At 64.4% G+C, this 22,030-nt stretch carries 21 protein-coding genes and 1 pseudogene; 15 read left to right on the top strand and 7 right to left on the bottom strand.

Going from position 1 to position 22,030, the window contains the following annotated elements; all coding sequences use genetic code 11:
• The first annotated feature begins 36 nt into the window (after positions 1–36).
• The 8 genes from GKC70_RS21055 to GKC70_RS21090 all read left to right on the top strand — a co-directional run bounded on the left by GKC70_RS21055 (position 37) and on the right by GKC70_RS21090 (position 9,432).
• Complete coding sequence (locus tag GKC70_RS21055; protein WP_342649816.1) at positions 37–1,404, top strand: PepSY domain-containing protein; 1,368 nt, start codon at positions 37–39, stop codon at positions 1,402–1,404.
• Between the two features lie 198 nt (positions 1,405–1,602).
• On the top strand, positions 1,603–3,009 hold the full coding sequence (gene cycA / locus GKC70_RS21060) for a D-serine/D-alanine/glycine transporter (protein ID WP_342649817.1): 1,407 nt from the start codon (positions 1,603–1,605) through the stop codon (positions 3,007–3,009).
• Between the two features lie 201 nt (positions 3,010–3,210).
• Complete coding sequence (urtA, locus tag GKC70_RS21065) at positions 3,211–4,476, top strand: urea ABC transporter substrate-binding protein (RefSeq protein WP_342649818.1); 1,266 nt, start codon at positions 3,211–3,213, stop codon at positions 4,474–4,476.
• Between the two features lie 146 nt (positions 4,477–4,622).
• Positions 4,623–6,110, top strand: a complete 1,488-nt coding sequence (urtB, locus tag GKC70_RS21070; RefSeq protein ID WP_317871178.1) for an urea ABC transporter permease subunit UrtB — start codon at positions 4,623–4,625, stop codon at positions 6,108–6,110.
• Positions 6,110–7,189, top strand: coding sequence for an urea ABC transporter permease subunit UrtC (gene urtC, locus GKC70_RS21075; protein ID WP_342649819.1), 1,080 nt, complete (start codon positions 6,110–6,112; stop codon positions 7,187–7,189). Before urtB ends, urtC begins: the two co-directional genes overlap by 1 nt.
• Positions 7,186–8,043 (top strand): urea ABC transporter ATP-binding protein UrtD, encoded by an 858-nt coding sequence (urtD, locus tag GKC70_RS21080; RefSeq protein ID WP_342649820.1) that lies wholly within the window; start codon positions 7,186–7,188, stop codon positions 8,041–8,043. Before urtC ends, urtD begins: the two co-directional genes overlap by 4 nt.
• 129 nt (positions 8,044–8,172) lie before the next feature.
• Positions 8,173–8,871 carry an urea ABC transporter ATP-binding subunit UrtE gene (gene urtE / locus GKC70_RS21085; protein WP_039582907.1) on the top strand — a complete coding sequence of 233 codons (699 nt, stop codon included), beginning with the start codon at positions 8,173–8,175 and terminating at the stop codon, positions 8,869–8,871.
• 30 nt (positions 8,872–8,901) lie between these two features.
• The gene (locus GKC70_RS21090; RefSeq protein WP_342649821.1) at positions 8,902–9,432 is read left to right on the top strand and encodes an N-acetyltransferase family protein; all 531 of its coding nucleotides are present in this window, start codon (positions 8,902–8,904) and stop codon (positions 9,430–9,432) included.
• An 18-nt stretch (positions 9,433–9,450) separates the two neighbouring features.
• Here the strand turns inward: GKC70_RS21090 and GKC70_RS21095 are convergent, their stop codons facing one another.
• The 3 genes from GKC70_RS21095 to cbpA all read right to left on the bottom strand — a co-directional run bounded on the left by GKC70_RS21095 (position 9,451) and on the right by cbpA (position 11,141).
• Positions 9,451–9,780, bottom strand: coding sequence for a thioredoxin family protein (locus GKC70_RS21095; RefSeq protein ID WP_342649822.1), 330 nt, complete (start codon positions 9,778–9,780; stop codon positions 9,451–9,453).
• A 90-nt stretch (positions 9,781–9,870) separates the two neighbouring features.
• Complete coding sequence (locus GKC70_RS21100; protein WP_342649823.1) at positions 9,871–10,176, bottom strand: chaperone modulator CbpM; 306 nt, start codon at positions 10,174–10,176, stop codon at positions 9,871–9,873.
• Between the two features lie 2 nt (positions 10,177–10,178).
• Positions 10,179–11,141, bottom strand: coding sequence for a curved DNA-binding protein (gene cbpA / locus GKC70_RS21105; RefSeq protein WP_029613669.1), 963 nt, complete (start codon positions 11,139–11,141; stop codon positions 10,179–10,181).
• A gap of 163 nt (positions 11,142–11,304) precedes the next feature.
• On the opposite strand from cbpA, the gene GKC70_RS21110 reads away from it, so the two are divergent.
• On the top strand, positions 11,305–12,576 hold the full coding sequence (locus GKC70_RS21110; protein ID WP_317871182.1) for an Hsp70 family protein: 1,272 nt from the start codon (positions 11,305–11,307) through the stop codon (positions 12,574–12,576).
• A gap of 55 nt (positions 12,577–12,631) precedes the next feature.
• Here the strand turns inward: GKC70_RS21110 and GKC70_RS21115 are convergent, their stop codons facing one another.
• Together GKC70_RS21115 and GKC70_RS21120 are read right to left on the bottom strand one after the other, a co-directional pair.
• Entirely contained in the window at positions 12,632–13,639 is a 1,008-nt protein-coding gene (locus tag GKC70_RS21115; protein WP_029613667.1) for a membrane protein, read from the bottom strand.
• 70 nt (positions 13,640–13,709) lie between these two features.
• Positions 13,710–13,991: a PsiF family protein gene (locus GKC70_RS21120; protein WP_029613666.1), complete on the bottom strand. Its 282-nt coding sequence runs from the start codon at positions 13,989–13,991 to the stop codon at positions 13,710–13,712.
• A 191-nt stretch (positions 13,992–14,182) separates the two neighbouring features.
• Between GKC70_RS21120 and osmE the strand changes: the two genes are divergently transcribed.
• Together osmE and GKC70_RS21130 are read left to right on the top strand one after the other, a co-directional pair.
• The gene (gene osmE, locus GKC70_RS21125) at positions 14,183–14,530 is read left to right on the top strand and encodes an osmotically-inducible lipoprotein OsmE (RefSeq protein WP_039582900.1); all 348 of its coding nucleotides are present in this window, start codon (positions 14,183–14,185) and stop codon (positions 14,528–14,530) included.
• A gap of 47 nt (positions 14,531–14,577) precedes the next feature.
• A complete protein-coding gene (locus GKC70_RS21130) occupies positions 14,578–15,108 on the top strand; it encodes a ferritin-like domain-containing protein (protein ID WP_342649824.1) in 531 nt (176 codons plus the stop codon).
• 430 nt (positions 15,109–15,538) lie between these two features.
• Here the strand turns inward: GKC70_RS21130 and GKC70_RS21135 are convergent, their stop codons facing one another.
• A complete protein-coding gene (locus GKC70_RS21135; protein ID WP_342649825.1) occupies positions 15,539–17,602 on the bottom strand; it encodes an AsmA family protein in 2,064 nt (687 codons plus the stop codon).
• A gap of 329 nt (positions 17,603–17,931) precedes the next feature.
• Here GKC70_RS21135 and GKC70_RS21140 point away from each other — a divergent pair.
• The 4 genes and pseudogenes from GKC70_RS21140 to GKC70_RS21155 all read left to right on the top strand — a co-directional run bounded on the left by GKC70_RS21140 (position 17,932) and on the right by GKC70_RS21155 (position 20,878).
• A pseudogene (locus tag GKC70_RS21140) lies at positions 17,932–18,481 on the top strand (phage infection protein).
• Between the two features lie 182 nt (positions 18,482–18,663).
• Positions 18,664–19,296 (top strand): TetR family transcriptional regulator, encoded by a 633-nt coding sequence (locus GKC70_RS21145; RefSeq protein ID WP_342649826.1) that lies wholly within the window; start codon positions 18,664–18,666, stop codon positions 19,294–19,296.
• Between the two features lie 107 nt (positions 19,297–19,403).
• Complete coding sequence (locus GKC70_RS21150) at positions 19,404–20,513, top strand: AGE family epimerase/isomerase (RefSeq protein ID WP_342649827.1); 1,110 nt, start codon at positions 19,404–19,406, stop codon at positions 20,511–20,513.
• A 107-nt stretch (positions 20,514–20,620) separates the two neighbouring features.
• Positions 20,621–20,878, top strand: coding sequence for a hypothetical protein (locus GKC70_RS21155; protein WP_342649828.1), 258 nt, complete (start codon positions 20,621–20,623; stop codon positions 20,876–20,878).
• Between the two features lie 53 nt (positions 20,879–20,931).
• Here GKC70_RS21155 and GKC70_RS21160 read toward each other — a convergent pair whose 3' ends face one another.
• Positions 20,932–21,699 carry an SDR family oxidoreductase gene (locus tag GKC70_RS21160; RefSeq protein ID WP_080754788.1) on the bottom strand — a complete coding sequence of 256 codons (768 nt, stop codon included), beginning with the start codon at positions 21,697–21,699 and terminating at the stop codon, positions 20,932–20,934.
• Positions 21,700–22,030: the final 331 nt, after the last annotated feature.

The following is a 22,030-nucleotide window of genomic DNA, read 5'->3' on the forward strand; positions in this document are numbered from 1 at the left end:
CCAACACCGCGCCCGCTGGGGCGAACGGGAGATACCGTGAAACAACCGAAGCCTTCCTTCTACAACCTGGCCTGGCGTTGGCACTTCTACGCCGGGCTGTTCGTCGCACCGTTCATGATCCTGCTGGCGCTCACTGGGATCGTCTACCTGTTCAAGCCGCAGCTCGACCCCTGGATGTACCGCGACCTGATGGTGGTCGAGGCCGGCGCGCAGCGCCAGAGCGCCGACACCCTGCTGGCCAAAGTGCAGCAGGCCTATCCCCAGGGCCACATCGGCCAGTACCTGCCGCCGCTGAACGCCGAGCGCAGTGCGCAGTTCGTGGTGCACGACGGCGGCCGTGAGCTGAACGTGTTCGTCGATCCCTACCGCGCCGAAGTGCTGGGCGTCCAGGACGGCAAGCGCAACCTGCAAGCCATCGCCCGCGCCCTGCACGGCGAACTGATGATCGGCACCCTGGGCGACCGTCTGGTGGAACTGGCGGCGGGTTGGGGCATCGTGCTGGTGGTGTCCGGGCTGTACTTGTGGTGGCCGCGTGGACGCAGCGGCGCCGGCGTGCTGTGGCCACGCCTGACGGCGCGCGGGCGCCTGCTGTGGCGCGACCTGCATGCGGTCGTCGGCTTCTGGGGATCGGCACTGCTGCTGTTCATGCTGCTCAGCGGCATGACCTGGACCGGCTTCTGGGGCAAGCAATACGCCGAGCTGTGGAACCGCTTTCCGGCGGCCATGTGGACTACGGTGCCCACCTCGAACCAACAGGCCGGTGCGCTCAACAACGCTCACCGCCAAACCGTGCCCTGGGCCCTGGAAAATACGCCGATGCCGGTGTCCGGTGCGCACGCCGAGCATAGGGGCCACCACACCGGCCACAGTGCCCCGGCGGCGCCGCAAATCGGTTTGCAGCAAGTCCAGGACCTGGCCGACGCGCGTGGCGTGACGCCCGGCTACAGCATCACTGCGCCGACCACCGCCGACGGCGTCTTCACCATCGCCGTATTCGCCGACGACCCGCGCCACGACGCCACCCTGCATGTGGACCAATACACCGGCCAGGTGCTGGCCGACGTGCGCTGGCAGGACTACGGCACGGCGGCGCGCGCCACTGAGCTGGGGGTGATGCTGCATGAGGGGCGGATGTTCGGCCCGGTGCACCAGGCGATCATCCTGCTGGTGTGCTTGATGATTCTGTTGGGCGCGGTCAGCGGGCTGGTCATGTGGTGGAAACGCCGCCCGTCTGGCGGACTTGGCGTCCCGCCGCTACGCCATAACCTGCCGCGCTGGAAGACCGCCGTGGGGGTGATGCTGGTGCTGGGCGTGGTCTTCCCATTGGTGGGAGTATCGATGCTGGTGATGTGGGCGCTCGACAGCCTGGTGATAGGGCGGAGTCGGGTCGTGTCTCAGGCGTGAGCAGCGATGTGTTTTCGCGGGTGCAGCGGTGCAGGCGGGTTTACCTGGGAAAAGGGCAACGCTTGATGCCGGTCAGGTGATCGTCCTGTCTGCGCCGTCAAGATCGTGCCGATCTGCCACACCCGCGATCGGAACGCGACGTGATAGCCTAGCCGGCTTTCGCGCACAAAAAGACTGACCCTCAATGGAATGCAGCCTATGACCCAAACCTCTCCCTCCCCGACAGATGACAAGCATCTGCAACGCAACCTGACCAACCGCCACATCCAGCTCATCGCCATCGGCGGCGCCATCGGCACCGGCCTGTTCATGGGCTCGGGCAAGACCATCAGCCTGGCCGGCCCGTCGATCATCTTCGTCTACATGATCATCGGCTTCATGCTGTTCTTCGTCATGCGCGCCATGGGTGAGCTGCTGCTGTCGAACCTGAACTACAAATCGTTCATCGACTTCTCCGCCGACCTGCTCGGCCCCTGGGCCGGCTACTTCACCGGCTGGACCTATTGGTTCTGCTGGGTGGTCACCGGCATCGCCGACGTGGTCGCCATCGCCGCCTACACGCAATTCTGGTTCCCGGAGCTTCCCCAGTGGATACCGGCACTGACCTGCGTGGCGGTGCTGCTGTCGCTGAACCTGGTCACGGTCAAGCTGTTCGGCGAGATGGAGTTCTGGTTCGCCCTGATCAAGATCATCGCCATCCTCGGCCTGGTCGCCACCGGCCTATACATGGTGGTCACCGGTTTCACCTCGCCGAGCGGGCGCACCGCGCAACTGGCCAACCTGTGGAACGACGCCGGCATGTTCCCGCATGGGGTCATGGGCTTCTTCGCCGGTTTCCAGATCGCCGTGTTCGCCTTCGTCGGCATCGAGCTGGTGGGCACCACCGCTGCCGAAGCGAAGAACCCCGAGCGCACCTTGCCCCGGGCGATCAACTCCATCCCGATCCGCATCATCGTGTTCTACGTGCTGGCACTGATCGCGATCATGGCCGTGACCCCATGGCGCGACGTGGTGCCGGGCAAGAGCCCGTTCGTCGAGCTGTTCGTGCTGGCCGGCCTGCCGGCAGCGGCGAGCATCATCAACTTCGTGGTACTGACCTCGGCGGCCTCCTCGGCCAACAGCGGTGTGTTCTCCACCAGCCGCATGCTCTTTGGCCTGGCCCAGGAAGGTGACGCGCCGAAGGCGTTCGAGAAACTGTCGCGCCGCGCCGTCCCGGCCAACGGCCTGTACTTCTCCTGCACCTGCCTGCTGCTGGGCGCGGTACTGATCTACCTGGTGCCGAACGTGATCGAAGCCTTCACCCTGGTGACCACGGTGTCGGCGGTGCTGTTCATGTTCGTCTGGACGCTGATCCTGCTGTCGTACCTGAGCTACCGCAAGCACCGTGAGCCCCTGCACCAGGCCTCGAAGTACAAGATGCCGGGCGGACGCTTCATGTGCTGCGTGTGCCTGGCGTTCTTCGCCTTCATCCTGGTGCTGCTGAGCCTGGAGGCCGATACCCGCTCGGCGCTGGTGGTCACGCCGCTGTGGTTCCTGATTCTGGCGGTGACTTACCAGTTCGTGCGCAGCAAGCGCCAGGCGCGCGGCGCCGTGCGTCGCGATTGACTGACGCGGGGCCGCCGTGCGGCCCCGATCACCCCGCCCCGGCCCCATCTCGGTGCAGCCCTCACCACCGAGCACCAACCTCGCCCCCGCCTACGCCCCGCCCCGAAGCACAGCCCGTCTGCCGCGTGCCTTTGCGCACCACGGCACAGCCTTTGCAGGCTCCCCTGCGCCAACACCACAACAACGCAGCGGAGAGAGCACATGAAGCGTCGTAGTCTGATCAAGGCCTTTACCCTCAGCGCATCGCTCGCGGCCATGGGCCTGAGCTGGAGCCTCCAGGCCGCCGAGACCATCAAGGTCGGCATCCTGCATTCGCTGTCCGGCACCATGGCCATCTCCGAGACGTCGCTCAAGGACATGGCGCTGATGACCATCGACGAGATCAACGCCAAGGGCGGGGTCAACGGCAAGATGCTCGAACCTGTGGTGGTAGACCCCGCGTCCAACTGGCCGCTGTTCGCCGAGAAGAGCCGCCAGTTGCTGACCCAGGACAAGGTCGCGGTGGTGTTCGGCTGCTGGACGTCGGTGTCGCGCAAGTCCGTGCTGCCGGTGTTCGAGGAACTCAACGGGCTGCTGTTCTACCCGGTGCAGTACGAGGGTGAAGAGATGTCGCCAAACGTCTTCTACACCGGTGCGGCGCCTAATCAGCAAGCGATCCCAGCGGTTGAGTATGTGATGAGCGAAGACGGCGGCAGCGCCAAGCGCTTCTTCCTGCTGGGCACCGACTACGTGTATCCGCGCACCACCAACAAGATCCTGCGCGCCTTCCTGCACAGCAAAGGCGTGGCCGACAAGGACATCGAAGAGGTGTACACCCCGTTCGGACACGCCGATTACCAGACCATCGTCGCCAACATCAAGAAGTTCTCCGCTGGCGGCAAGACGGCCGTGATCTCCACCGTCAATGGCGACTCCAACGTGCCCTTCTACAAGGAACTGGCCAACCAGGGCCTGAAGGCCACCGATGTGCCGGTGGTGGCGTTCTCGGTGGGTGAAGAAGAGCTACGCGGCATCGACACCAAGCCGCTGGTCGGTCACCTGGCGGCCTGGAACTATTTCGAGTCGGTGGATAACCCGGTCAACCAGAAGTTCGTCGCTGACTGGAAGGCCTATGCCAAGGCCAAAGGCCTGCCCGGCGCCGACAAGGCGGTGACCAACGATCCCATGGAAGCCACCTACGTGGGCATCCACATGTGGGCGCAGTCAGCGGAAAAAGCCAAGTCCACCGATGTGGACAAGGTGCGCGAAGCGCTGGCCGGGCAGACCTTCCAGGCGCCGTCGGGCTTCACCCTGACCATGGACAAGACCAACCACCACCTGCACAAGCCGGTGATGATCGGCGAGATCCAGGACGACGGGCAGTTCAGCGTGGTCTGGGAGACCGAACAGCCACTGCGCGCGCAGCCTTGGAGCCCGTTCATTCCGGGCAACGACAAGCGGCCTGACTATGCCGTGAAAGGCAACTGAGTGCAGGGGGCCGCGCTGCGGCCCAATCGCGGGACGAGCCCGCCCCCACAACAGCCGCGTGCCCCCATGAACATGGGGTTACACAGCCCCTGTGGGAGCGGGCTTGCCCCGCGATGAATCCACCTCCGATTTCCAGGACTGCCCACATGCTCAGACTGCTGCTGACGCTGTTACTGCTCCTGCCGCTGGCAGCCGAGGCCAGCGAGGGCGAATTCTTCCTCGCGGCCAAGCCTGCCGAGCAGGCCAATTTGCTCGAACGCTGGGCCGCGCAACCGGACCCTGCGCGCCTGGCGCTGCTAGAGAACCTGCGCGAAGGCCGCATCGCCGCCGATGACACGCGCAAGGTACGCCTGAACAACCGCTTGCGCGGCCTGATCGACAACGCCCTGGCCAGCCACCAATTGTCCGCAGGCGACAGCCGTGTGCGCCTGGGCGCGGCCCAGCAGTTGCAGAAGAGCGCGCAACCGGCGCAGATGGCAACGCTCGACCGCGCTTTCGCCCAGGAGTCCGACCCGGCGGTGCACGCCGCGCTGGGTCTGGCCTTGGCCAACCTGCAACTGGGCGCCAGCGAACCGCAGGTACGTCTGGCCGCCGTGCGCCTGCTTGGTGAGACAGGCGACCCGCTGGCCCGCACCCGCCTCGAAGCACTGCTGCAACCCGGTGCGGAAAGCGATTCGGGCGTGCGCACCGCCGCCGAGACCAGCCTGGCCCAGGTGCAACGCAAGCTGTTGATCGGCGAACTGCTCGGCCAGGCCTTCAGCGGCCTGTCGCTGGGCTCGATCCTGCTGCTGGCGGCGCTGGGCCTGGCCATCACCTTCGGCCTGCTCGGGGTGATCAACATGGCCCACGGCGAAATGCTCATGCTCGGCGCCTACAGCACCTACATGGTTCAGGTGCTGGTGCAGCGCTACGCCCCCGGCGCCCTGGAGTTCTATCCGCTGATCGCCCTGCCGGTGGCCTTCGCCATCAGCGCCGGGGTCGGCATGGCGCTGGAGCGCACGGTCATCCGCCACCTTTATGGCCGCCCCCTGGAAACCCTGCTGGCCACCTGGGGCATCAGCCTGATCCTGATCCAGGCGGTGCGCCTGCTGTTCGGCGCGCAGAACGTCGAAGTGAGCAATCCGGCCTGGCTGTCCGGCGGCGTGCAGGTGCTGCCGAACCTGGTGCTGCCGTACAACCGCCTGGTGATCATCGGCTTCGCCCTGGCCGTGGTGCTGCTCACCTGGCTGCTGCTCAACCGCACGCGGCTGGGGCTGAACGTGCGTGCCGTCACCCAGAACCGCAACATGGCGGCGTGCTGCGGGGTGTCCACCGGCCGCGTGGACATGCTCGCCTTCGGCCTCGGTTCGGGCATCGCCGGCCTCGGTGGCGTGGCCCTGAGCCAGGTCGGCAACGTCGGCCCGGACCTGGGCCAGAGCTACATCATCGACTCCTTCCTGGTGGTGGTGCTCGGTGGCGTCGGGCAACTGGCCGGCAGCCTCTGGGCGGCCTTCGGTCTGGGCATCGCCAACAAGCTGCTGGAACCGCAGATCGGTGCGGTGCTCGGCAAGATCCTCATCCTTGCGCTGATCATTCTGTTCATCCAGAAGCGCCCGCAAGGTCTGTTCGCCCTCAAGGGACGGGTAATCGACTGATGAACCAGCCACTGCTTGTCACCGCCGCGCAGAAGGCCGGGCCCCGGCTGTCATTGGCCCTCGGCACCCTGCTGACCCTGGTGCTGATCGCCCTGCCGCTGTTGTCGCTGTTGCCCGAGGGGCACGCCTTGCAGGTCTCGGCCTACACCCTGACGCTGGTCGGCAAGATCCTCTGCTACGCCATCCTCGCCCTGGCCCTGGACCTGGTCTGGGGCTACGCCGGGTTACTGTCGTTGGGCCACGGCCTGTTCTTCGCCTTGGGCGGCTACGCCATGGGCATGTACCTGATGCGCCAGGCCGCCGGCGACGGCCTGCCTGGCTTCATGACCTTTCTGTCGTGGAGCGAGCTGCCGTGGTACTGGGCCGGTACCCAGCATTTCGCCTGGGCACTGTGCCTGGTGGTGCTGGCGCCGGGGCTGCTGGCCCTGGTGTTCGGCTGGTTCGCCTTCCGCTCGCGGATCAAGGGCGTGTATTTCTCGATCATGACCCAGGCCCTGACCTTCGCCGGCATGCTGTTGTTCTTCCGCAACGAGACCGGCTTTGGCGGCAACAACGGCTTTACCAACTTCCGCACCATCGTCGGCTTCGACGTGGCCGCGCCAGGCACGCGGGCGGTGTTGTTCCTGCTGACCGTGGGCTTGCTGCTAAGCAGCCTGTACCTGTGCTGGCGGCTGACCCGCAGCAAGTTCGGCCGCCTGCTCACCGCCCTGCGCGACGCCGAGAACCGCCTGATGTTCTGCGGCTACGACCCGCGCGGCTTCAAGCTGCTGGTGTGGGTGCTCAGCGCCGTGCTGTGTGGCCTGGCCGGTGCTCTGTACGTGCCGCAGGTGGGCATCATCAACCCCAGCGAGATGTCGCCGACCAACTCCATCGAGGCCGCGGTGTGGGTGGCCCTGGGCGGACGCGGCACACTGATCGGCCCACTGCTCGGCGCGGGTCTGGTCAACGGGATGAAAAGCTGGTTCACCGTGGCCTTTCCGGAGTTCTGGCTGTTCTTCCTCGGCGCACTGTTCATTCTGGTCACCCTGTACCTGCCCAAGGGCGTGGTCGGGCTGTTGAAGAAAAGGAGCCAGCCATGAGAGGCCTGCCTGCGGTACACCCAGAGTTCATGCTCGAGCCGGTGTTCGATCAGCTCGGCAGCGGTCGCGATGCCATCGGCCTGGGCCAGCCCCGCAAGGCCGGACTCGACACCCGCCACGGCACCGTGCTGAGTCTGGAGGACATCAGCGTCAGCTTCGACGGCTTCAAGGCGCTCAACGCCTTGACCCTGTACATCGGCGTCGGTGAACTGCGCTGCGTCATCGGCCCGAACGGCGCCGGCAAGACCACGCTGATGGACGTGATCACCGGCAAGACCCGGCCGGACAGCGGCAGCGCCTTCTTCGGCGACACCCTCGACCTGACCCGCCTGAGCGAATACCAGATCGCCCAGGCCGGCATCGGCCGCAAATTCCAGAAGCCGACGGTGTTCGAGGCGCTGACGGTGTTCGAGAACCTCGAGCTGGCACTCAAGACCGACAAATCGGTGTGGGCCAGCCTGACCGCACGGCTGACCGACGCGCAGCGCGCGCGTATCGACCAGGTGCTGAGCACCGTGCGCCTGCACAGCCAGGCCTCGCGCCAGGCCGGGCTGTTGTCGCACGGCCAGAAGCAGTTCCTGGAGATCGCCATGCTGCTGGTGCAGGAGCCACAGTTGCTGCTGCTCGACGAGCCGGTGGCGGGCATGACCGACGCCGAGACCGAGTTCACCGCCGAGCTGTTCAAGGGGCTGGCGGGCAAGCACTCGCTGATGGTGGTGGAGCACGACATGGGCTTCGTCGGCAGCATCGCCGATCATGTCACCGTGCTGCACCACGGCAGCGTACTGGCGCAAGGATCGCTGGAACAGGTGCAGGCGGATGAGCGGGTGGTCGAGGTGTACCTCGGTCGCTAGGGAGAAGCTGAATCGGCGTGGGAGCGGGTATGCCCCGCGTCTAGACCTGCCCGGCCAACATCATTTGCAGGTCTGGCGCTAGCGCGGGGCGAGCCCGCGCCCACGACCTGAATCATCGGATGGCAGAACATGCTGAAAATCGACGCACTGCACCAATACTACGGCGGCAGCCACATCCTACGAGGCCTGTCGTTCGAGGCCAAGGTCGGCGAAGTGACCTGCCTGCTGGGCCGCAACGGCGTGGGCAAGACCACCCTGCTGCGCTGCCTGATGGGCCTGGTGCCCGCCCGCGAGGGCCGCATCGAATGGGAAGGCAAGCCGATCACCGCGCTCAAGCCCCAGCAGCGGGTGCACGCGGGCATCGCCTACGTGCCCCAAGGCCGGGAAATCTTCCCGCGCCTGACGGTGGAAGAGAATCTGCTGATGGGCCTGTCGCGTTTCAGCGCCCGCGAGGCGCGGCAGGTGCCGGCGTTTATCTATGAACTATTCCCGGTGCTCGAACAGATGAAGCAGCGCCGAGGTGGCGATCTGTCCGGCGGCCAGCAGCAGCAACTGGCGATCGGCCGTGCCCTGGCCAGCCGCCCGCGCCTGCTGATTCTCGACGAGCCCACCGAAGGCATCCAGCCTTCGGTGATCAAGGAAATCGGCGCGGTGATCCGCCGCCTGGCGCAGCGCGGCGACATGGCGATCCTGCTGGTGGAACAGTTCTACGACTTCGCCGAGGCGCTGGCCGACCAGTACCTGGTGATGGCCCGTGGCGAGATCGTGCAGCGCGGCCGTGGCGAAAACATGCAGGCCGAGGGTGTGCGCGGGCTGGTAACCATTTAATCTGCGGCCTCGACTTCGCGAGACACTGCCATGAGCGACTGCATCCGCGATGCCCGGCCCGACGACCTGGCCGGCATCCTCGACATCTACAACGACGCCGTGCGCAACACCACGGCGATCTGGAATGAAACCCCGGTGGACCTGGCCAACCGTCAGGCCTGGTTCGCCGCCCGGGCCGAGCAGGGCTACCCGATCCTGGTGGCGACCGACGACAGCGGTGTGCTCGGCTACGCCTCGTTCGGCGACTGGCGCCCGTTCGAAGGTTTCCGCCACACGGTGGAGCACTCGGTGTACGTGCGCGGCGACCAGCGTGGCAAAGGCCTGGGACCGCTGCTGATGCAGGCGCTGATCGAACGTGCCCGCCGCGGCGGCAAGCACGTCATGGTGGCGGCCATCGAAAGCGGCAATGCCGCCTCGATCCGCCTGCATGAGCGCCTGGGCTTCACCGTGACCGGGCAGATGCCGCAGGTGGGGGTGAAGTTCGGCCGGTGGCTGGATCTGACCTTCATGCAGCTAGGGCTGAACAGCTCAGAGCGTCCACCTGATCGACAGACGCCCTGATTAGCGCAGCACAATCGCTTACAGGTGGCGGTCCAGCAATACCTTGGGCCGCTCCACGTCGTAATAGCCGATCAGTTCCTCAACCTGCTCGCCTTCGGAAAAGATCAATAGCGTCGGAGCGGACTGAACGGCATAGCGCTCGGCGACGACAGGGTTATCGACCAGCGAAATACGCACAAAGTCTGCACGGGTTTCAGACGATGCCCAGTCATCCATCACCTTGCTCATGCGATTACTGGCGTTTTCCCGGCCGTCGGGGCGGTACTTGAAAAACTCAACCACGACCGGTTTCTTCGCTGACAGCACCTGTTCTTCGAATTGGGCTTCGTTAATCGTATGCACGCTCATCTCGACGCTCCTGAGTTGGAAGTTCTGCAATGCGTGGAGTCATCACGCTAGAACGCCCCACTAGTAGCGTCTACTGACATAAATGGCAGGTCAGGCCTGCACGAACCGCCCCAGACGCTGCCGCAACATGCTGTTCTCGCTGCGCAACTGCTGCACTTCCTCCAGCAGTTCCAGCGCCAGCGCCACCCCTTCCCATTCCAGCTCCAGCTCCTGGTGCAGCTTCACCGCGCGCCTGACGGTGACCGGCGCGCGGTCGTCGAACACCCAGTCGTCGGGCGTTCGCCCTGAGGGTTCAACGATGCCGTGCTCGACGATCTCGATCACGCAGTCGGCCGTGAGGTCGGCTTCCTGACAGAGGGTTCGCATGTCCAGTTGAACGATCAGGGTGCTGCTCATGGTCACTTACTCCATTGTGTCCTCGGGTTGAACGCGGCCTGCTCGGAGAGCTTGGTCCACAGTTCGCGGGTGGTCGCATCGGAGGTGCTGGGCATGACCACCTTGAGCTGGGCGTAGAGGTCGCCGCGCTCGCCCTGCTTGGTGGCCAGGCCCATGCCCTTGACCCGCAGGCGCTGGCCGCTCTGGCTGTCGGGGCGGATGGTCAGGTTGATCTTGCCGGTGAGCGTCGGCACCGCCACCTTGGTGCCCAGGGCGGCTTCCCACGGTGCCAGGGGCACGGTGATGATCAGGTCGTGGCCCTCGACGTCGAACAGCGGATGCGGCGCCATACGGATGGTCAGGAACAAGTCGCCGTTGGCGCCGCCGCCCGCACCCGGTGCGCCCTGACCCTTGAGGCGGATGCGCTCGCCGTCGGTGACCCCGGCCGGGATCTTCACGTTCAGGGTCTTGGTGGTGAAGCCGGTGCGTTGCCCGGCGGCGTTGGTCTGCGGCACCTGGAAACTGATCTGCTTGGATTCCTTGCTCAAGGTTTCTTCGAGAAACACCGCCAGTTCCAGTTCCACGTCCTGCCCTCGCCTGCCGGCACTGCGCTGCTGTTGCTGGCCGCGCGCGCCGCCAAAGGGATTGCCGCCACGGGCACCGAAGATCGAACTGAAGAAGTCGGAGAAATCGCCGCCCTCGAAACCACCGCCGCCACCGCCACGGCTTTCCCAGCCCGGCGGTGCCTGGAACGGCCGGCCGTGCTGGCCACCGTACTTGCGGATCTCGTCGTACTCGGCGCGCTTGGTGGCGTCGCCCAATACTTCGTAGGCCTCGTTGGCCTCCTTGAATTTGTCCTCGGCGTCGCGCTCCTTGCTGACGTCAGGGTGATACTTGCGCGCCAGCTTGCGGTAGGCCGCCTTGATCGCCTTCTCGTCCGCGCTGGGGTCAACGCCGAGTACCTTGTAATAGTCTTTGAAGTCCATCTAAGGATCACCAGTAGGAAATATCGTGCTGCTTGTGAAGATAGGGGTGAAGCATAGCCTTTCAAGGGCCGTTTGGCGTTGCACCATGACAGACGATCGGTCTTGATTCTGTCGGCCACTGGCATAAACTGCGCGGCCGTTTTGCCTCCGGAAGCTTTCCCCCATGTCTGACGTATCCCCGGCCCGCGCCCTCGGCATCGACTTCGGCACCTCCAACTCCACCGTGGGTTGGCACCGCCCGGGCGTCGAATCGCTGATCGCCCTGGAAGAGGGCAAGATCACCTTGCCGTCGGTGGTGTTCTTCAACATCGAGGAGCGTCGCCCGGTGTACGGCCGCCTGGCCCTGCACGAGTACCTCGAAGGCTACGAAGGCCGCTTGATGCGCTCGCTCAAGAGCCTGCTGGGCTCCAAGCTGATCAAGCACGACACCAGCGTGCTGGGCAGCGCGCTGCCCTTCAAGGACCTGCTGGGACTGTTCATCGGCGAACTGAAGAAGCGCGCCGAAGCCAGTGCCGGGCGCAGTTTCGAGCAGGTGGTGCTGGGCCGCCCGGTGTTCTTCGTCGACGACGATCCCGCCGCCGACCAGGAGGCCGAGGATACCCTGGCCGAGGTGGCGCGCAAGATCGGCTTCAAGGACGTGTCGTTCCAGTACGAACCCATCGCCGCCGCCTTCGACTACGAGTCGGGCATCGCCGCTGAAGAGCTGGTGCTGATCGTCGATATCGGCGGCGGTACCTCGGACTTCACCCTGATCCGCCTGTCACCCGAGCGTCATCGGCTGGACGCGCGCCAGGACGACATCCTCGCCACTGGCGGCGTGCACATCGGCGGTACCGACTTCGACAAGCAGCTCAGCCTGCAAGGCGTGATGCCGCTGTTCGGCTATGGCAGCCGAATGAAAAGCGGCGCGCTGATGCCCACCAGTTATCACCTGAACCTGGCCACCTGGCACACCATCAACGCCTTGTATGGCCAGAAATCGCAACTGGCCCTGGGCAACATGCGCTATGACATCGAGGACACCCTGGGCATCGACCGGCTGTTCAACCTGATCGAACAGCGCGCCGGGCACTGGCTGGCGATGGAAGTGGAGGCCAGCAAGATCGAGCTGACCGACCGCGACAGCCGCAGCATCGACCTGGGCCGGGTCGAGTCGGGGTTGGTGGCGCAGTTGAGCCGGGCCTTGTTCGAAGACGCCATCGACGGTTTGCTGCAACGGGTACGCGGCAGTGTCGACGAGCTGCTGGTCAAGGCCGGGGTAACGGCGGCGCAGGTCGACACGGTGTTCTTTACCGGCGGCTCCAGCGGCATCCCGGCGCTGCGCAACAGCGTCGCGGCGATGCTGCCCAACGCCCGGCACGTGGAAGGGAACATCTTCGGCAGCATCGGCAGCGGGCTGGCGATCGAAGCGCGCAAGCGCTACGGGGCGGTCTGAGATCGCGCGGGGGTTTATAGCCCCCGCTCGTTACAGGCTTTGCAGGTGAAACCCTTCAAACCAGCTCCATACGCCGCAACTCGCTCTTGAGGTAGGCGTAGTAGATCGGCCCCGCCACCACCCCCGGCAACCCGAACGCCGCTTCGAACACCAGCATCGCCAGCAGCAGTTCCCAGGACTTGGCGCGAATCTGCCCGCCGACGATACGCGCGTTGAGGAAATACTCGACCTTGTGGATCACGATCAGGTATCCCAGCGCGGCAGCCGCCACCCAGATCGACAGCGACAGCCCGACGATGGTGATCAGCGTGTTGGAGATCAGGTTGCCGATCACCGGTAGCAGACCCAGCAGGAAGGTCAGCACGATCAGGGTCTTGGTCAACGGCAGGTGCACGCCGAACAGCGGCAGCACCACGGCCAGGAAGATGCCGGTGAAGGTGGTGTTGAGCAGGGAAATCTTGATCTGCGCGAAGACGATGTTGCGAAACGCCTGAACCAGCAGGCTCAGGCGCTCGAACAGCGCGGCCGCCAGCGGCTTGCGTCGGGACAGGTCGGGTATGCGCTGCAAGGCGATGATGGCGCCGAGAATCATGCCGATCAGCAGGGTCACGAACATGTGTGCCATGCCCTTACCCACCAGTTGCAGATCGCTCAGGTGACTGCGTATCCAGTCGCCGATGGCCACCTTGAACTCGGCAGCGCTGGCGGGCAGGTAACCCTCGATGAACGGCGGCAACTGACCCCGCGCGCGCTCCACCAGGCCCATGAACTTGTCCAGCGAAGCGCCGGGGTTCTCGGCCTCGTGCAGCAGGAAGCTGAAGGCGCCGGCGATCAGCAACGCCAGGCTGGTGACCACCAAGGTGCCCAACAGTGCCACCGCCAGCCAACGGGCGCGCTGGCCGGCGATCAGCGGTTGCAGGCGCGGGGTGAGCATGTTCACCAGTTCGAACACCAGCAAACCGGCCAGCAGGCTGGGCAACAACTTCAGGGGCAACGCCAGGAGCAGGCCGGCAACCACGATGATGCAACTGGCCAGGGTGATCTGGCGGGGAGTGAAGGTCATACAGCCTCGGCGGCAGACAGCGGGAAGATCCGCAGTCTGCCAGCCTTCAGGCGACAGGCATAGGCACCGGTCACTTCTTCTTCAGACAGTCGCTCATGAACGCTTTTCGTGCGTCGCCCTTGAGCGACTGGCCGCTGGCGTCAGCGTTGCAGGTCTTCATTTTCTCCTGCTGGGTGGGGGGCGACTTCTTCAGGCAGGTGCTCATGAACGCCTTGCGCGCATCGCCCTTGAGCGACTGGCCCGTGGCTTCGGCGTTGCAGGTCTTCATCTTTTCCTGTTGCGCCGTGGCGGCGAATCCCTGCCCAGCGATCGACATGCCCAACACCAGCAATGATACGTGCAGCAGCTTCATGGAGTGGTCTCCTTGTCTGCGCGCTGGATGCGCGCTCGTCCCGCTGAGTGTAGACAAGAATTTTTACATCCTCGGCCAGCCTCCGTATCCCGGGCTTTTGCCGGTTCGCTTGATGAATCGAACTCCTGACGCGCCGTGCGGTTCCAAGCTTAACAGCCACCCGTAACGGACCTTTTGCAAGGAGCGTAATCATGAGCAAAGCGACCCTGGCCGTCCTGATCGCCAGCGCAGCCCTCGCCGCCTGCAGCAGCAACAGCCGCCCGGAAAATCCGGTCGACTACGTCACCTATCGCAACGAGCCGCTGGTCAAGCAGGTCGAGAACGGCATGACCACGCAGAAGGTCATCGCCATTGGCGGCAGCCCGTCGAACATGAGCGACCTGCCCAACGGGGGCATCTGCAACGACTACATCCTCAACAAGGATGGCAAGCAGCAGCCTTACTACGTGCGCTTCGACGCCAGCGGGCATGTCGACGCCAAAGGTTTCAAAACCTGCAAGCAACGAGAAGAGGACCGCAAGGCCGTGCCTGGCGCGTAAACCTCTCGAGACTCTGACCTGAAAAGCTGATTCGACTGGAGAATCCCATGAGCAACTCTGTACTGACCGATATCGAAACCCTGCGCCATCGTGCACGTGAGCACGTCGAGAACGGCGCCATCACCGAAGGCTACAAGGCCGACCGTGAAGAGATCATCCGCCTGCTCAACGAGTCGTTGGCCACCGAGCTGGTCTGCACCCTGCGCTACAAGCGCCACTACTTCATGGCCAGCGGCATCAAGGCCAGCGACGCCGCCGATGAATTTCTCGAGCACGCCATCCAGGAATCCGAGCACGCCGACAAGCTGGCCGAGCGTATCGTGCAACTCGGTGGCGAACCGGACTTCAACCCGGACAACCTGAGCAAGAACTCCCACGCCCAGTACGTGGCCGGTTCCAACCTCAAGGAGATGGTCCTCGAAGACTTGGTGGCCGAGCGCATCGCCATCGACAGCTACCGCGAGATCATCCAGTACATCGGCGACAAAGACCCGACCACTCGCCGCATCTTCGAAGACATCCTGGCCCAGGAAGAAGAGCACGCCGACGACATGTCGGACCTGCTCGAAGGCCTGTAAGTCAGGTATCGTCAGGGCCGCTTTGCGGCCCTTTCGCGGCACAAGGCCGCTCCCACAACGTCCGCGTAAACCCTGAAAACAGGGGCCTTGCCCGGATTTTGTGGGAGCGGCCTTGTGCCGCGATGGGCTGCGCAGCAGCCCCAATGCCCGCAATACAGATCTCAAGTGAACAGCGTTAGCACTGCAGCCTTCTTCAAGCGCATCACTTCTTCGACTTCACCGCAGCCGGCGCCTTGCCAGCCTTCATGCGCTCTAGCAGCGGTGTGCATGGATTGGAATCCCACAACGTCCGCGTAACGCCTGAAAACAGGGCCTTGCACGGATTTTTGTGGGAGAGGCCTTGTGCCGCGATGGGCTGCGCAGCAGCCCCAATGCCAGCAATACAGATCTCAAGTGAACAGCGTCAGCACTGCAGCCTTCTTCAAGCGCATCACTTCTTCGACTTCACCGCAGCCGGCGCCTTGCCAGCCTTCATGCGCTCTAGCAGCGGTGTGCACTGGTTAGGCTCGCCACCGCTGGGTGCGATCAACGCCAGCAGCCCCGCCGCCGGCCCCACCGCAACGCCCAATGCCACCATGCCTGCCCCGCGCAAGGCGAGGGGCACCGCTTGCACGCCGGCACTGGGCTTGGCGAACGCGCCGCGCACGTACAACGGCGACCGCAGCGAGAACAGGCGCAGGCCCTTAGATTCGGGGGTGACTTTCAAGTCCAGGCGTTCGGTGGCGAAGTTGGCAGTACCGTTGATGTAGATGATCGCGTTCTCGGTATCGAAGACGAACAGCCGGGTACTGGCCAAGCCATCCTTGATGCCGACGTCGGCCGCCGCGCAATTGATCTTCACGTCCTCGTCGCCGAACAACTTGTCCACCACATAGTTGCCGACGTTGAGCCCGGCGATTTCCATCAGGCTGCGGCTGATCGCGCCATCGTTGATCAACAGCCGCAGGTCACCATTGGAGGTGCCGAGCAGCGCCGCCACCGAGTTGCCGCGCCCGCTGATGTCGGCATCGCCATTGAGCTCGCCGAAACTGGTCTGCATGGGTGCGAAGGTGGGGAACAGCTCCTTGAGCTTGAAGCCGCGCGCGGTCAGGCGGGCGCGGCCCTGCATCGGCACCGAGCGGCCATCCAGACGGATGTTGGCATCAAGGTTGCCACCGGCCACGCCGAAGCGTAGCGGAGTCAGGCGCAGCAGACCGTCTTCCAGCACTACGTGGGCCGACAGGTCCTTGAACGGCAATTGCTCGCTGTGGACGATGCGCTTGCCGGCGAAGGAGACGTCGGCGTCCATGGCGCGCCAGCGGTCGGTGCGGAATTCCTCGACCGGCAACACCTTGTCGCCGGGTTGCTTGCTGGCACCGCCGCGGGCTTTCTGCTCGGCGTTGGAGTCGGCACCAATCAGCGGCGCCAAGTCCTTGAACAGCAACTGGTTGGAAACCAGCTTGCCGGACAGCTTGGGCCGTGGCTGGCTGGCAACGAAGGCCAGGTCGCCGTGGATGTCGCTGTCGCCGATCTTGCCGTTGAAGTCTTCGTAGCGGAAACGCGCGCCGCCGGCGTCGTGCAGGTTGGCGGTGAGGTGACCGTCGGTGGAATAGGCCGGGGTGTCGGGCAAGGTCACGCCCGTCAGGGGATAGAGGTTGCCCAGGCTGCTGCCGGAGAGTTTCAGGCGCAGGTCCAGGGCGCCGAGGTTGCGCGGGTCGGTCAGGGTGCCGGCGACGGCAGCGCGGGTATCGCCCACGCGCGCATCCACTTGCAGCGGGAACGGCTGGCGGCTGTCCTGCAGCGCCAACAGGCCACCGATCTTGCCGGTGGCGTTCACCGCCTGACCTTTGTAGCGACCTTGGGCCTTGAGGCCGAAGGCGTAGTCCTGCGCGCCGCCGGTCTCGTCGGCCTTGGCCTTGCCGACGATCTCGCTGAACGGAATCGGCTTGCCCAGTGGGTCGATCTGCACCTTCATCTGGGTCTTGAGGGTCTGGTCGTCGAAGCTGACATTGCCTTGGTCGAAACCGATGGCGCCGATGTCCAGCACCCACTTCGAGGGTTCGGCGTTCTCGTCCTTGGGCCCGAAATCGAAGTTCCAGTTGGCACGGCCATCGGCCAGGCGGGTCAGGCTGGCGGTGGGATGGGTGAGGTCGATGCGCGGAATGGAAATCGTCTGAACCAGCAACGGCAAGGGCGAGAGGCGGAACTCGACCCGCTCTAGACCGACCATCTGCGGCGCTTTGAGCCAGTCCGGGTTGCCTAGCGTCAGGTCTTCGGCGACGAAACGCGGCCACGGCACCCAGGCGCGCCACCCGCCCTCGTCGCGCTCGCGCTGCCAGTGCACGGCCAGGTTGCCATTGATGGCGAAGGGACGGTGCAAGGCTTCGGAGACTTTTTCGTTGAGCAGCGGCTTGATGCGGTTCCAGTCGAAGGTGGCGATCACCACCACCAGTATCACCAGCAGGGCTAGGAGGCTGGCGAGGATCCAGGTGAAGATTCTGGTGGGGCGCGTCATTGCGGGGCTCTCCTGACTGCATGACCTGAAGCGGTGCGGCGTTTGGCGTTCATTAGCTGGGACTGACGAAAGCCGGCAGGGTTTTATCGATGACGGTCATGATAGCGAAGTTTTTCTGACCCACTGCCCAGTTCCAGGGACAGATACACGCCACCCGCGACCTGATTGGCGCGCTGAACGACGCCCTGCAACACCCGCGCTAGAGCCTCGCGCGACGAACATCATTGGCGTTGATTGTTACCATCGACCGTATGAACTTCTCTGCTGAGTTACCGAGCGTAGCATTGCCCTCGTACCCACTTTTCGCATCCCACGAGGAGCACTGAATCATGAAACGCCCACTGTTGCTGAGCCTTGGTCTTTCCCTTCTGGCCGCCAATGCCTTCGCCCTGCCGGCCGCCGAACAACCCTTGAGCGGCGAAGCTCGCCCCACCTCGACGGTGATCGCGCAGCCCTTGAACCCCTTGCAGAGGGTGGCTCGGATCGCTTGATCGAACGTAACAACCGCGTGGCCGAAGGTGGCTCGGATCGCCTGATCGAACGCAACGACCGCGTGGCCGAAGGTGGCTCGGATCGTCTGATCGAACGCAACAACCGCGTGGCCGAAGGTGGCTCGGATCGCTTGATCGAACGTAACAACCGCGTGGCCGAAGGTGGCTCGGATCGCTTGATCGAACGTAACAACCGCGTGGCCGAAGGTGGCTCGGATCGCATCGCTTGATCGAACGTAACAACCGCGTGGCCGAAGGTGGCTCGGATCGCTTGATCGAACGCAACGACCGCGTGGCCGAAGGTGGCTCGGATCGTCTGATCGAACGCAACGACCGCGTGGCCGAAGGTGGCTCGGATCGTTTGATCGACAGCCGCCGGGTGAGCTGATGCGGTTGGCTGCCGAAGCGACACAGTCCCACGGCTTTGAGCCTACCCACGTTCTTCACGCCAGCATGCCGGGGTTGCCACGCAGCCCCGACTCCCCTCTCTAGACGACATCCCAGGCCATTGACCGCTCTTCGTTTTATTCACTAGAGTGCCCTGCCGTACAGCCTCAGAACTCACCGCCCATGCTGCCGCGCGCCGAACAGAAGCAACAGACCCGCCTGGCCCTGCTCGATGCGGTCTGTCAGCTCATGGAAAGTGGTCGTGGCTTCAGCAGCATCAGCCTGCGCGAAGTGGCCAAGGCCGCTGGCATCGTCCCCACCGGCTTCTACCGACACTTCCCCGACATGGACGCCCTGGGCCTGGCCTTGGTGGCCGAGGTCGACGCCACCTTCCGCCACACGATCCGCCTGGTGCGGCACAACGAATTCGAACTGGGCGGTATTACCGACGCTTCGGTGCGCATCTTCCTCGACGTGGTCGCGGCGCATCACGCCCAGTTCCTGTTCCTGGCCCGCGAGCAGTACGGCGGCTCGCAGCCAGTACGCCAAGCCATCGCCCGCCTGCGCGAGGACATCAGCTCGGACCTGGCCACGGATCTGGCACGCATGAAACGCTGGCAACACCTGGACAGCGCCGCCTTGACGGTGATGGCCGACCTGGTGGTCAAGACCGTGTTCGCGACGCTCCCCGAGCTGATCGACACCCCCGACCCGACCTGCCCGCAGGCGCTGACGCCCCAGGAAAAGATCACCCAGCAGTTGCGCTTCATCTTCGTCGGCGCACGCCACTGGCAAGGCCTGGGCAATCGGGGATAGGACAAGCGGCAAGCCGGCGAGTGCACGGCTTTTTCTTGTCGCTCGCAACTTGCCGCTTGCCGCTAGCTGTTAACATGGCGACCTGCCCGATTGTCACGAGCGTTGCCATGTCCAAGTCCCTTCCTGAACCGTCCGAGCTGACCAACCGCCTGGCCCAGGTCCGTGAGCATTTCGACTCGCGCATCGTGCCGCTGTGGCAAGGGCCGGGCTGGAACGCTGACATGGCCCTGCCCTTCGAGGCGCTCGATGCCGACCACCGTCCTCTGCCGGTGCAGCGCTATCGGGCCATGGCGTGCGCAAGGCAGTTGTACCTGTTCAGCAGCCGCATTGAGCAACCAGGGGCGGCCGAGCGTGCAGCGGCGTTGTTCCGCTCGCTGCAGCGGCACTTCCACGATGCCGAGCACGGTGGCTGGTTCTACAGCATCGCCGCCGACGGCACGCCGCTGGACCGGCGCAAAGACCTGTACACCCATGCCTTCATCGCCTTTGCCTGCGCGCATTACTGGGGGCAGGTGCGCGAGGGACTGGTCGAGTCGACCCTCAACGCTGCCCTGGCGGTGATTGCAGAACGCTTCGCCCGCGACGATGGACTCTACGAGGCGGTGCTGGGTGAGGACTGGTCGGATCTCTCAAGTGGGCCGCTGCAGAATCCGCAAATGCACCTGGCCGAAGCCTTTCTTCAAACCCTGGCAGTGCGCGAGGACACGGCGGTCGAGCAGGCCCTGGTGCAGTTATGCACAGCCCTGCACCGTGACTTCATCGATCCGGCGCATGGCGTGATGATGGAAAAGCCGCTGGCGGCTGTGGATAACTGGTTCGAGCCCGGCCATCAGTTCGAATGGTTGTTCTTGCTCGATACCTCACCGCTACTGCGCGACAGTGCCTTGCACACGGCCATCGAGCGCGCTTTCAGCTACGCCGAACAGCATGGCGTGCAAGGCAACGCGGTGGTGGCGACGCTGGACATCGACGGCCGCGTGCTCGACGCCACGCAGCGCATCTGGGCCAAAGCCGAGTACCTGCGCGCGCTGACGTTGCGGTCGAACGCCGAACCCCGCCTGGTGAAGCAATTGACCGCCCTGCAGGACGACTTCCTGTACCCCGCCGGTTGGCACGAGTGCCGCGACGCCAGCGGCGCGGTGAGCCGTCACGACATGCCCTCGACCACGCCCTATCACCTGGCCACCGCCTTGCACGGGCTGCTGCACATTGGGTGAATGGCAATGAACCCCTGCGTCCCAGTCCTGGCTTGGACCTGACATTTCTACCAGTTTTCGCCTGTGCAAGCGGGTGCTAGGGTCATCTCTCCAATGGAGAAACGATCATGGCTAAGCAGACGCTAGAGCAACACCTGCAAGATGAAATTGACGCCACCAGGAAGCAGCACGATGGCGCCAAGATGGAGAAAAACAAGGCGCTCCATGCGCTCAAGCTGAGCTACCTGGAGAGCCTGCAACGCTACATCAAAGGCGCCGCAACACGGGAGGACGCTGCCTTGGCCGATGTTCTCAACGATGTGCTTCAAAGCCAGGGCGTATTGCTCAGCAACCAGACCTTCCGCGACCTCAAGCCGGCTTCTTAGCGTAGCCGGTAATCGCCAGGAGATCACGGAGTCTGCTCCGCGCCCTGGGGTGGCTAGCCCTTGACGCTGCGGTCGATGGCGAAACCGGCCCAGTCCTGGCTCACCGGCATCAGTTCGAGGGTGTTGATGTTGACGTGGGCGGGCTGGTTGAGCACCCAGAAGACGGTCTCGGCAATGTCCTGCGGCTGGATTGGCTCGGCACCGGCATAGGTCGCGTCGTAGCGCGCCTGATCGCCACCGAAGCGCACCAGCGAGAACTCGCTTTCGCACAGCCCCGGCTCGATGGTGGTGACCCGCACCCCGGTGCCGCGCAGGTCGCAACGCAGGCTCAGAGAGAACTGGCCGACGAACGCCTTGGTGCCGCCATACACATGGCTGCCCGGATACGGATAATTGCCGGCGACTGAGCCGACATTGAGGATGCTTGCGCCACGGCCATGGGCGATCAGGCGGGGCAGCAGCAGTCGGGTGGTGTACATCAGACCTTTGATGTTGGTGTCGACCATGGTGTCCCAGTCATCCAGGTCGCACTGCGGTGCAGGGTCGGCACCGAGGGCCAGACCGGCGTTGTTGACCAGGGCCTGAAGCGTGTCGAAGCTTGGCGGCAGGCTGGCGATGGCCGCCTCCATGGCCTGGCGATCGCGCACATCGACCACCAGCCCCAGCACCTCGGTCTTCGCCGAAAGCTCGGCGCACAGCGCATCCAGGCGCTCCTTGCGCCGTCCGGTGAGCACCAGCTTCCAGCCGGCCTCGGCAAAGCGGCGAGCGGTGGCTTCGCCGAAACCGGAAGTAGCCCCGGTGATGAATACGGTGGACGTCATGCTGATCTCCTTTGCAGATGGGTCGTCACGGGAGTGGCAGCATGCCCTCAGCGTGGGCTGGCGACAAGCCACAGCGTCACTGGTCAAAATATGTTCAACAGCCTGTATGCCTTATGGCGCAAGGGCTGGCTCAGGCTATGCGCATGTTATCCACAGGGCTTTCCCCACGGATTGGGGGCAACTGTCGAAACCACGCTCGCCTCTCGGTCCGCCTGAGCAGCCGCACTGCGCGCTGACACGGGGGGCAAGGCTCACACCACGCTGGATGCAGCTGTCTGTCCAGTGGTTGCCCACAGAGTTATCCACAGCCTGGGCGAATGGATTGCGAACG

Source organism: Pseudomonas sp. REB1044 (genome assembly GCF_038813925.1).
GTDB lineage: Bacteria > Pseudomonadota > Gammaproteobacteria > Pseudomonadales > Pseudomonadaceae > Aquipseudomonas > Aquipseudomonas boreofloridensis.

Coding starts and splice junctions, on each gene's coding strand:
- cycA (WP_342649817.1), top strand. CDS start 1,603: ATGACCCAAACCTCTCCCTCCCCGACAGATGACAAGCATCTGCAACGC.
- urtA (WP_342649818.1), top strand. CDS start 3,211: ATGAAGCGTCGTAGTCTGATCAAGGCCTTTACCCTCAGCGCATCGCTC.
- urtB (WP_317871178.1), top strand. CDS start 4,623: ATGCTCAGACTGCTGCTGACGCTGTTACTGCTCCTGCCGCTGGCAGCC.
- urtC (WP_342649819.1), top strand. CDS start 6,110: ATGAACCAGCCACTGCTTGTCACCGCCGCGCAGAAGGCCGGGCCCCGG.
- urtD (WP_342649820.1), top strand. CDS start 7,186: ATGAGAGGCCTGCCTGCGGTACACCCAGAGTTCATGCTCGAGCCGGTG.
- urtE (WP_039582907.1), top strand. CDS start 8,173: ATGCTGAAAATCGACGCACTGCACCAATACTACGGCGGCAGCCACATC.
- GKC70_RS21090 (WP_342649821.1), top strand. CDS start 8,902: ATGAGCGACTGCATCCGCGATGCCCGGCCCGACGACCTGGCCGGCATC.
- GKC70_RS21095 (WP_342649822.1), bottom strand. CDS start 9,780: ATGAGCGTGCATACGATTAACGAAGCCCAATTCGAAGAACAGGTGCTG.
- GKC70_RS21100 (WP_342649823.1), bottom strand. CDS start 10,176: ATGAGCAGCACCCTGATCGTTCAACTGGACATGCGAACCCTCTGTCAG.
- cbpA (WP_029613669.1), bottom strand. CDS start 11,141: ATGGACTTCAAAGACTATTACAAGGTACTCGGCGTTGACCCCAGCGCG.
- GKC70_RS21110 (WP_317871182.1), top strand. CDS start 11,305: ATGTCTGACGTATCCCCGGCCCGCGCCCTCGGCATCGACTTCGGCACC.
- GKC70_RS21115 (WP_029613667.1), bottom strand. CDS start 13,639: ATGACCTTCACTCCCCGCCAGATCACCCTGGCCAGTTGCATCATCGTG.
- GKC70_RS21120 (WP_029613666.1), bottom strand. CDS start 13,991: ATGAAGCTGCTGCACGTATCATTGCTGGTGTTGGGCATGTCGATCGCT.
- osmE (WP_039582900.1), top strand. CDS start 14,183: ATGAGCAAAGCGACCCTGGCCGTCCTGATCGCCAGCGCAGCCCTCGCC.
- GKC70_RS21130 (WP_342649824.1), top strand. CDS start 14,578: ATGAGCAACTCTGTACTGACCGATATCGAAACCCTGCGCCATCGTGCA.
- GKC70_RS21135 (WP_342649825.1), bottom strand. CDS start 17,602: ATGACGCGCCCCACCAGAATCTTCACCTGGATCCTCGCCAGCCTCCTA.
- GKC70_RS21145 (WP_342649826.1), top strand. CDS start 18,664: ATGCTGCCGCGCGCCGAACAGAAGCAACAGACCCGCCTGGCCCTGCTC.
- GKC70_RS21150 (WP_342649827.1), top strand. CDS start 19,404: ATGTCCAAGTCCCTTCCTGAACCGTCCGAGCTGACCAACCGCCTGGCC.
- GKC70_RS21155 (WP_342649828.1), top strand. CDS start 20,621: ATGGCTAAGCAGACGCTAGAGCAACACCTGCAAGATGAAATTGACGCC.
- GKC70_RS21160 (WP_080754788.1), bottom strand. CDS start 21,699: ATGACGTCCACCGTATTCATCACCGGGGCTACTTCCGGTTTCGGCGAA.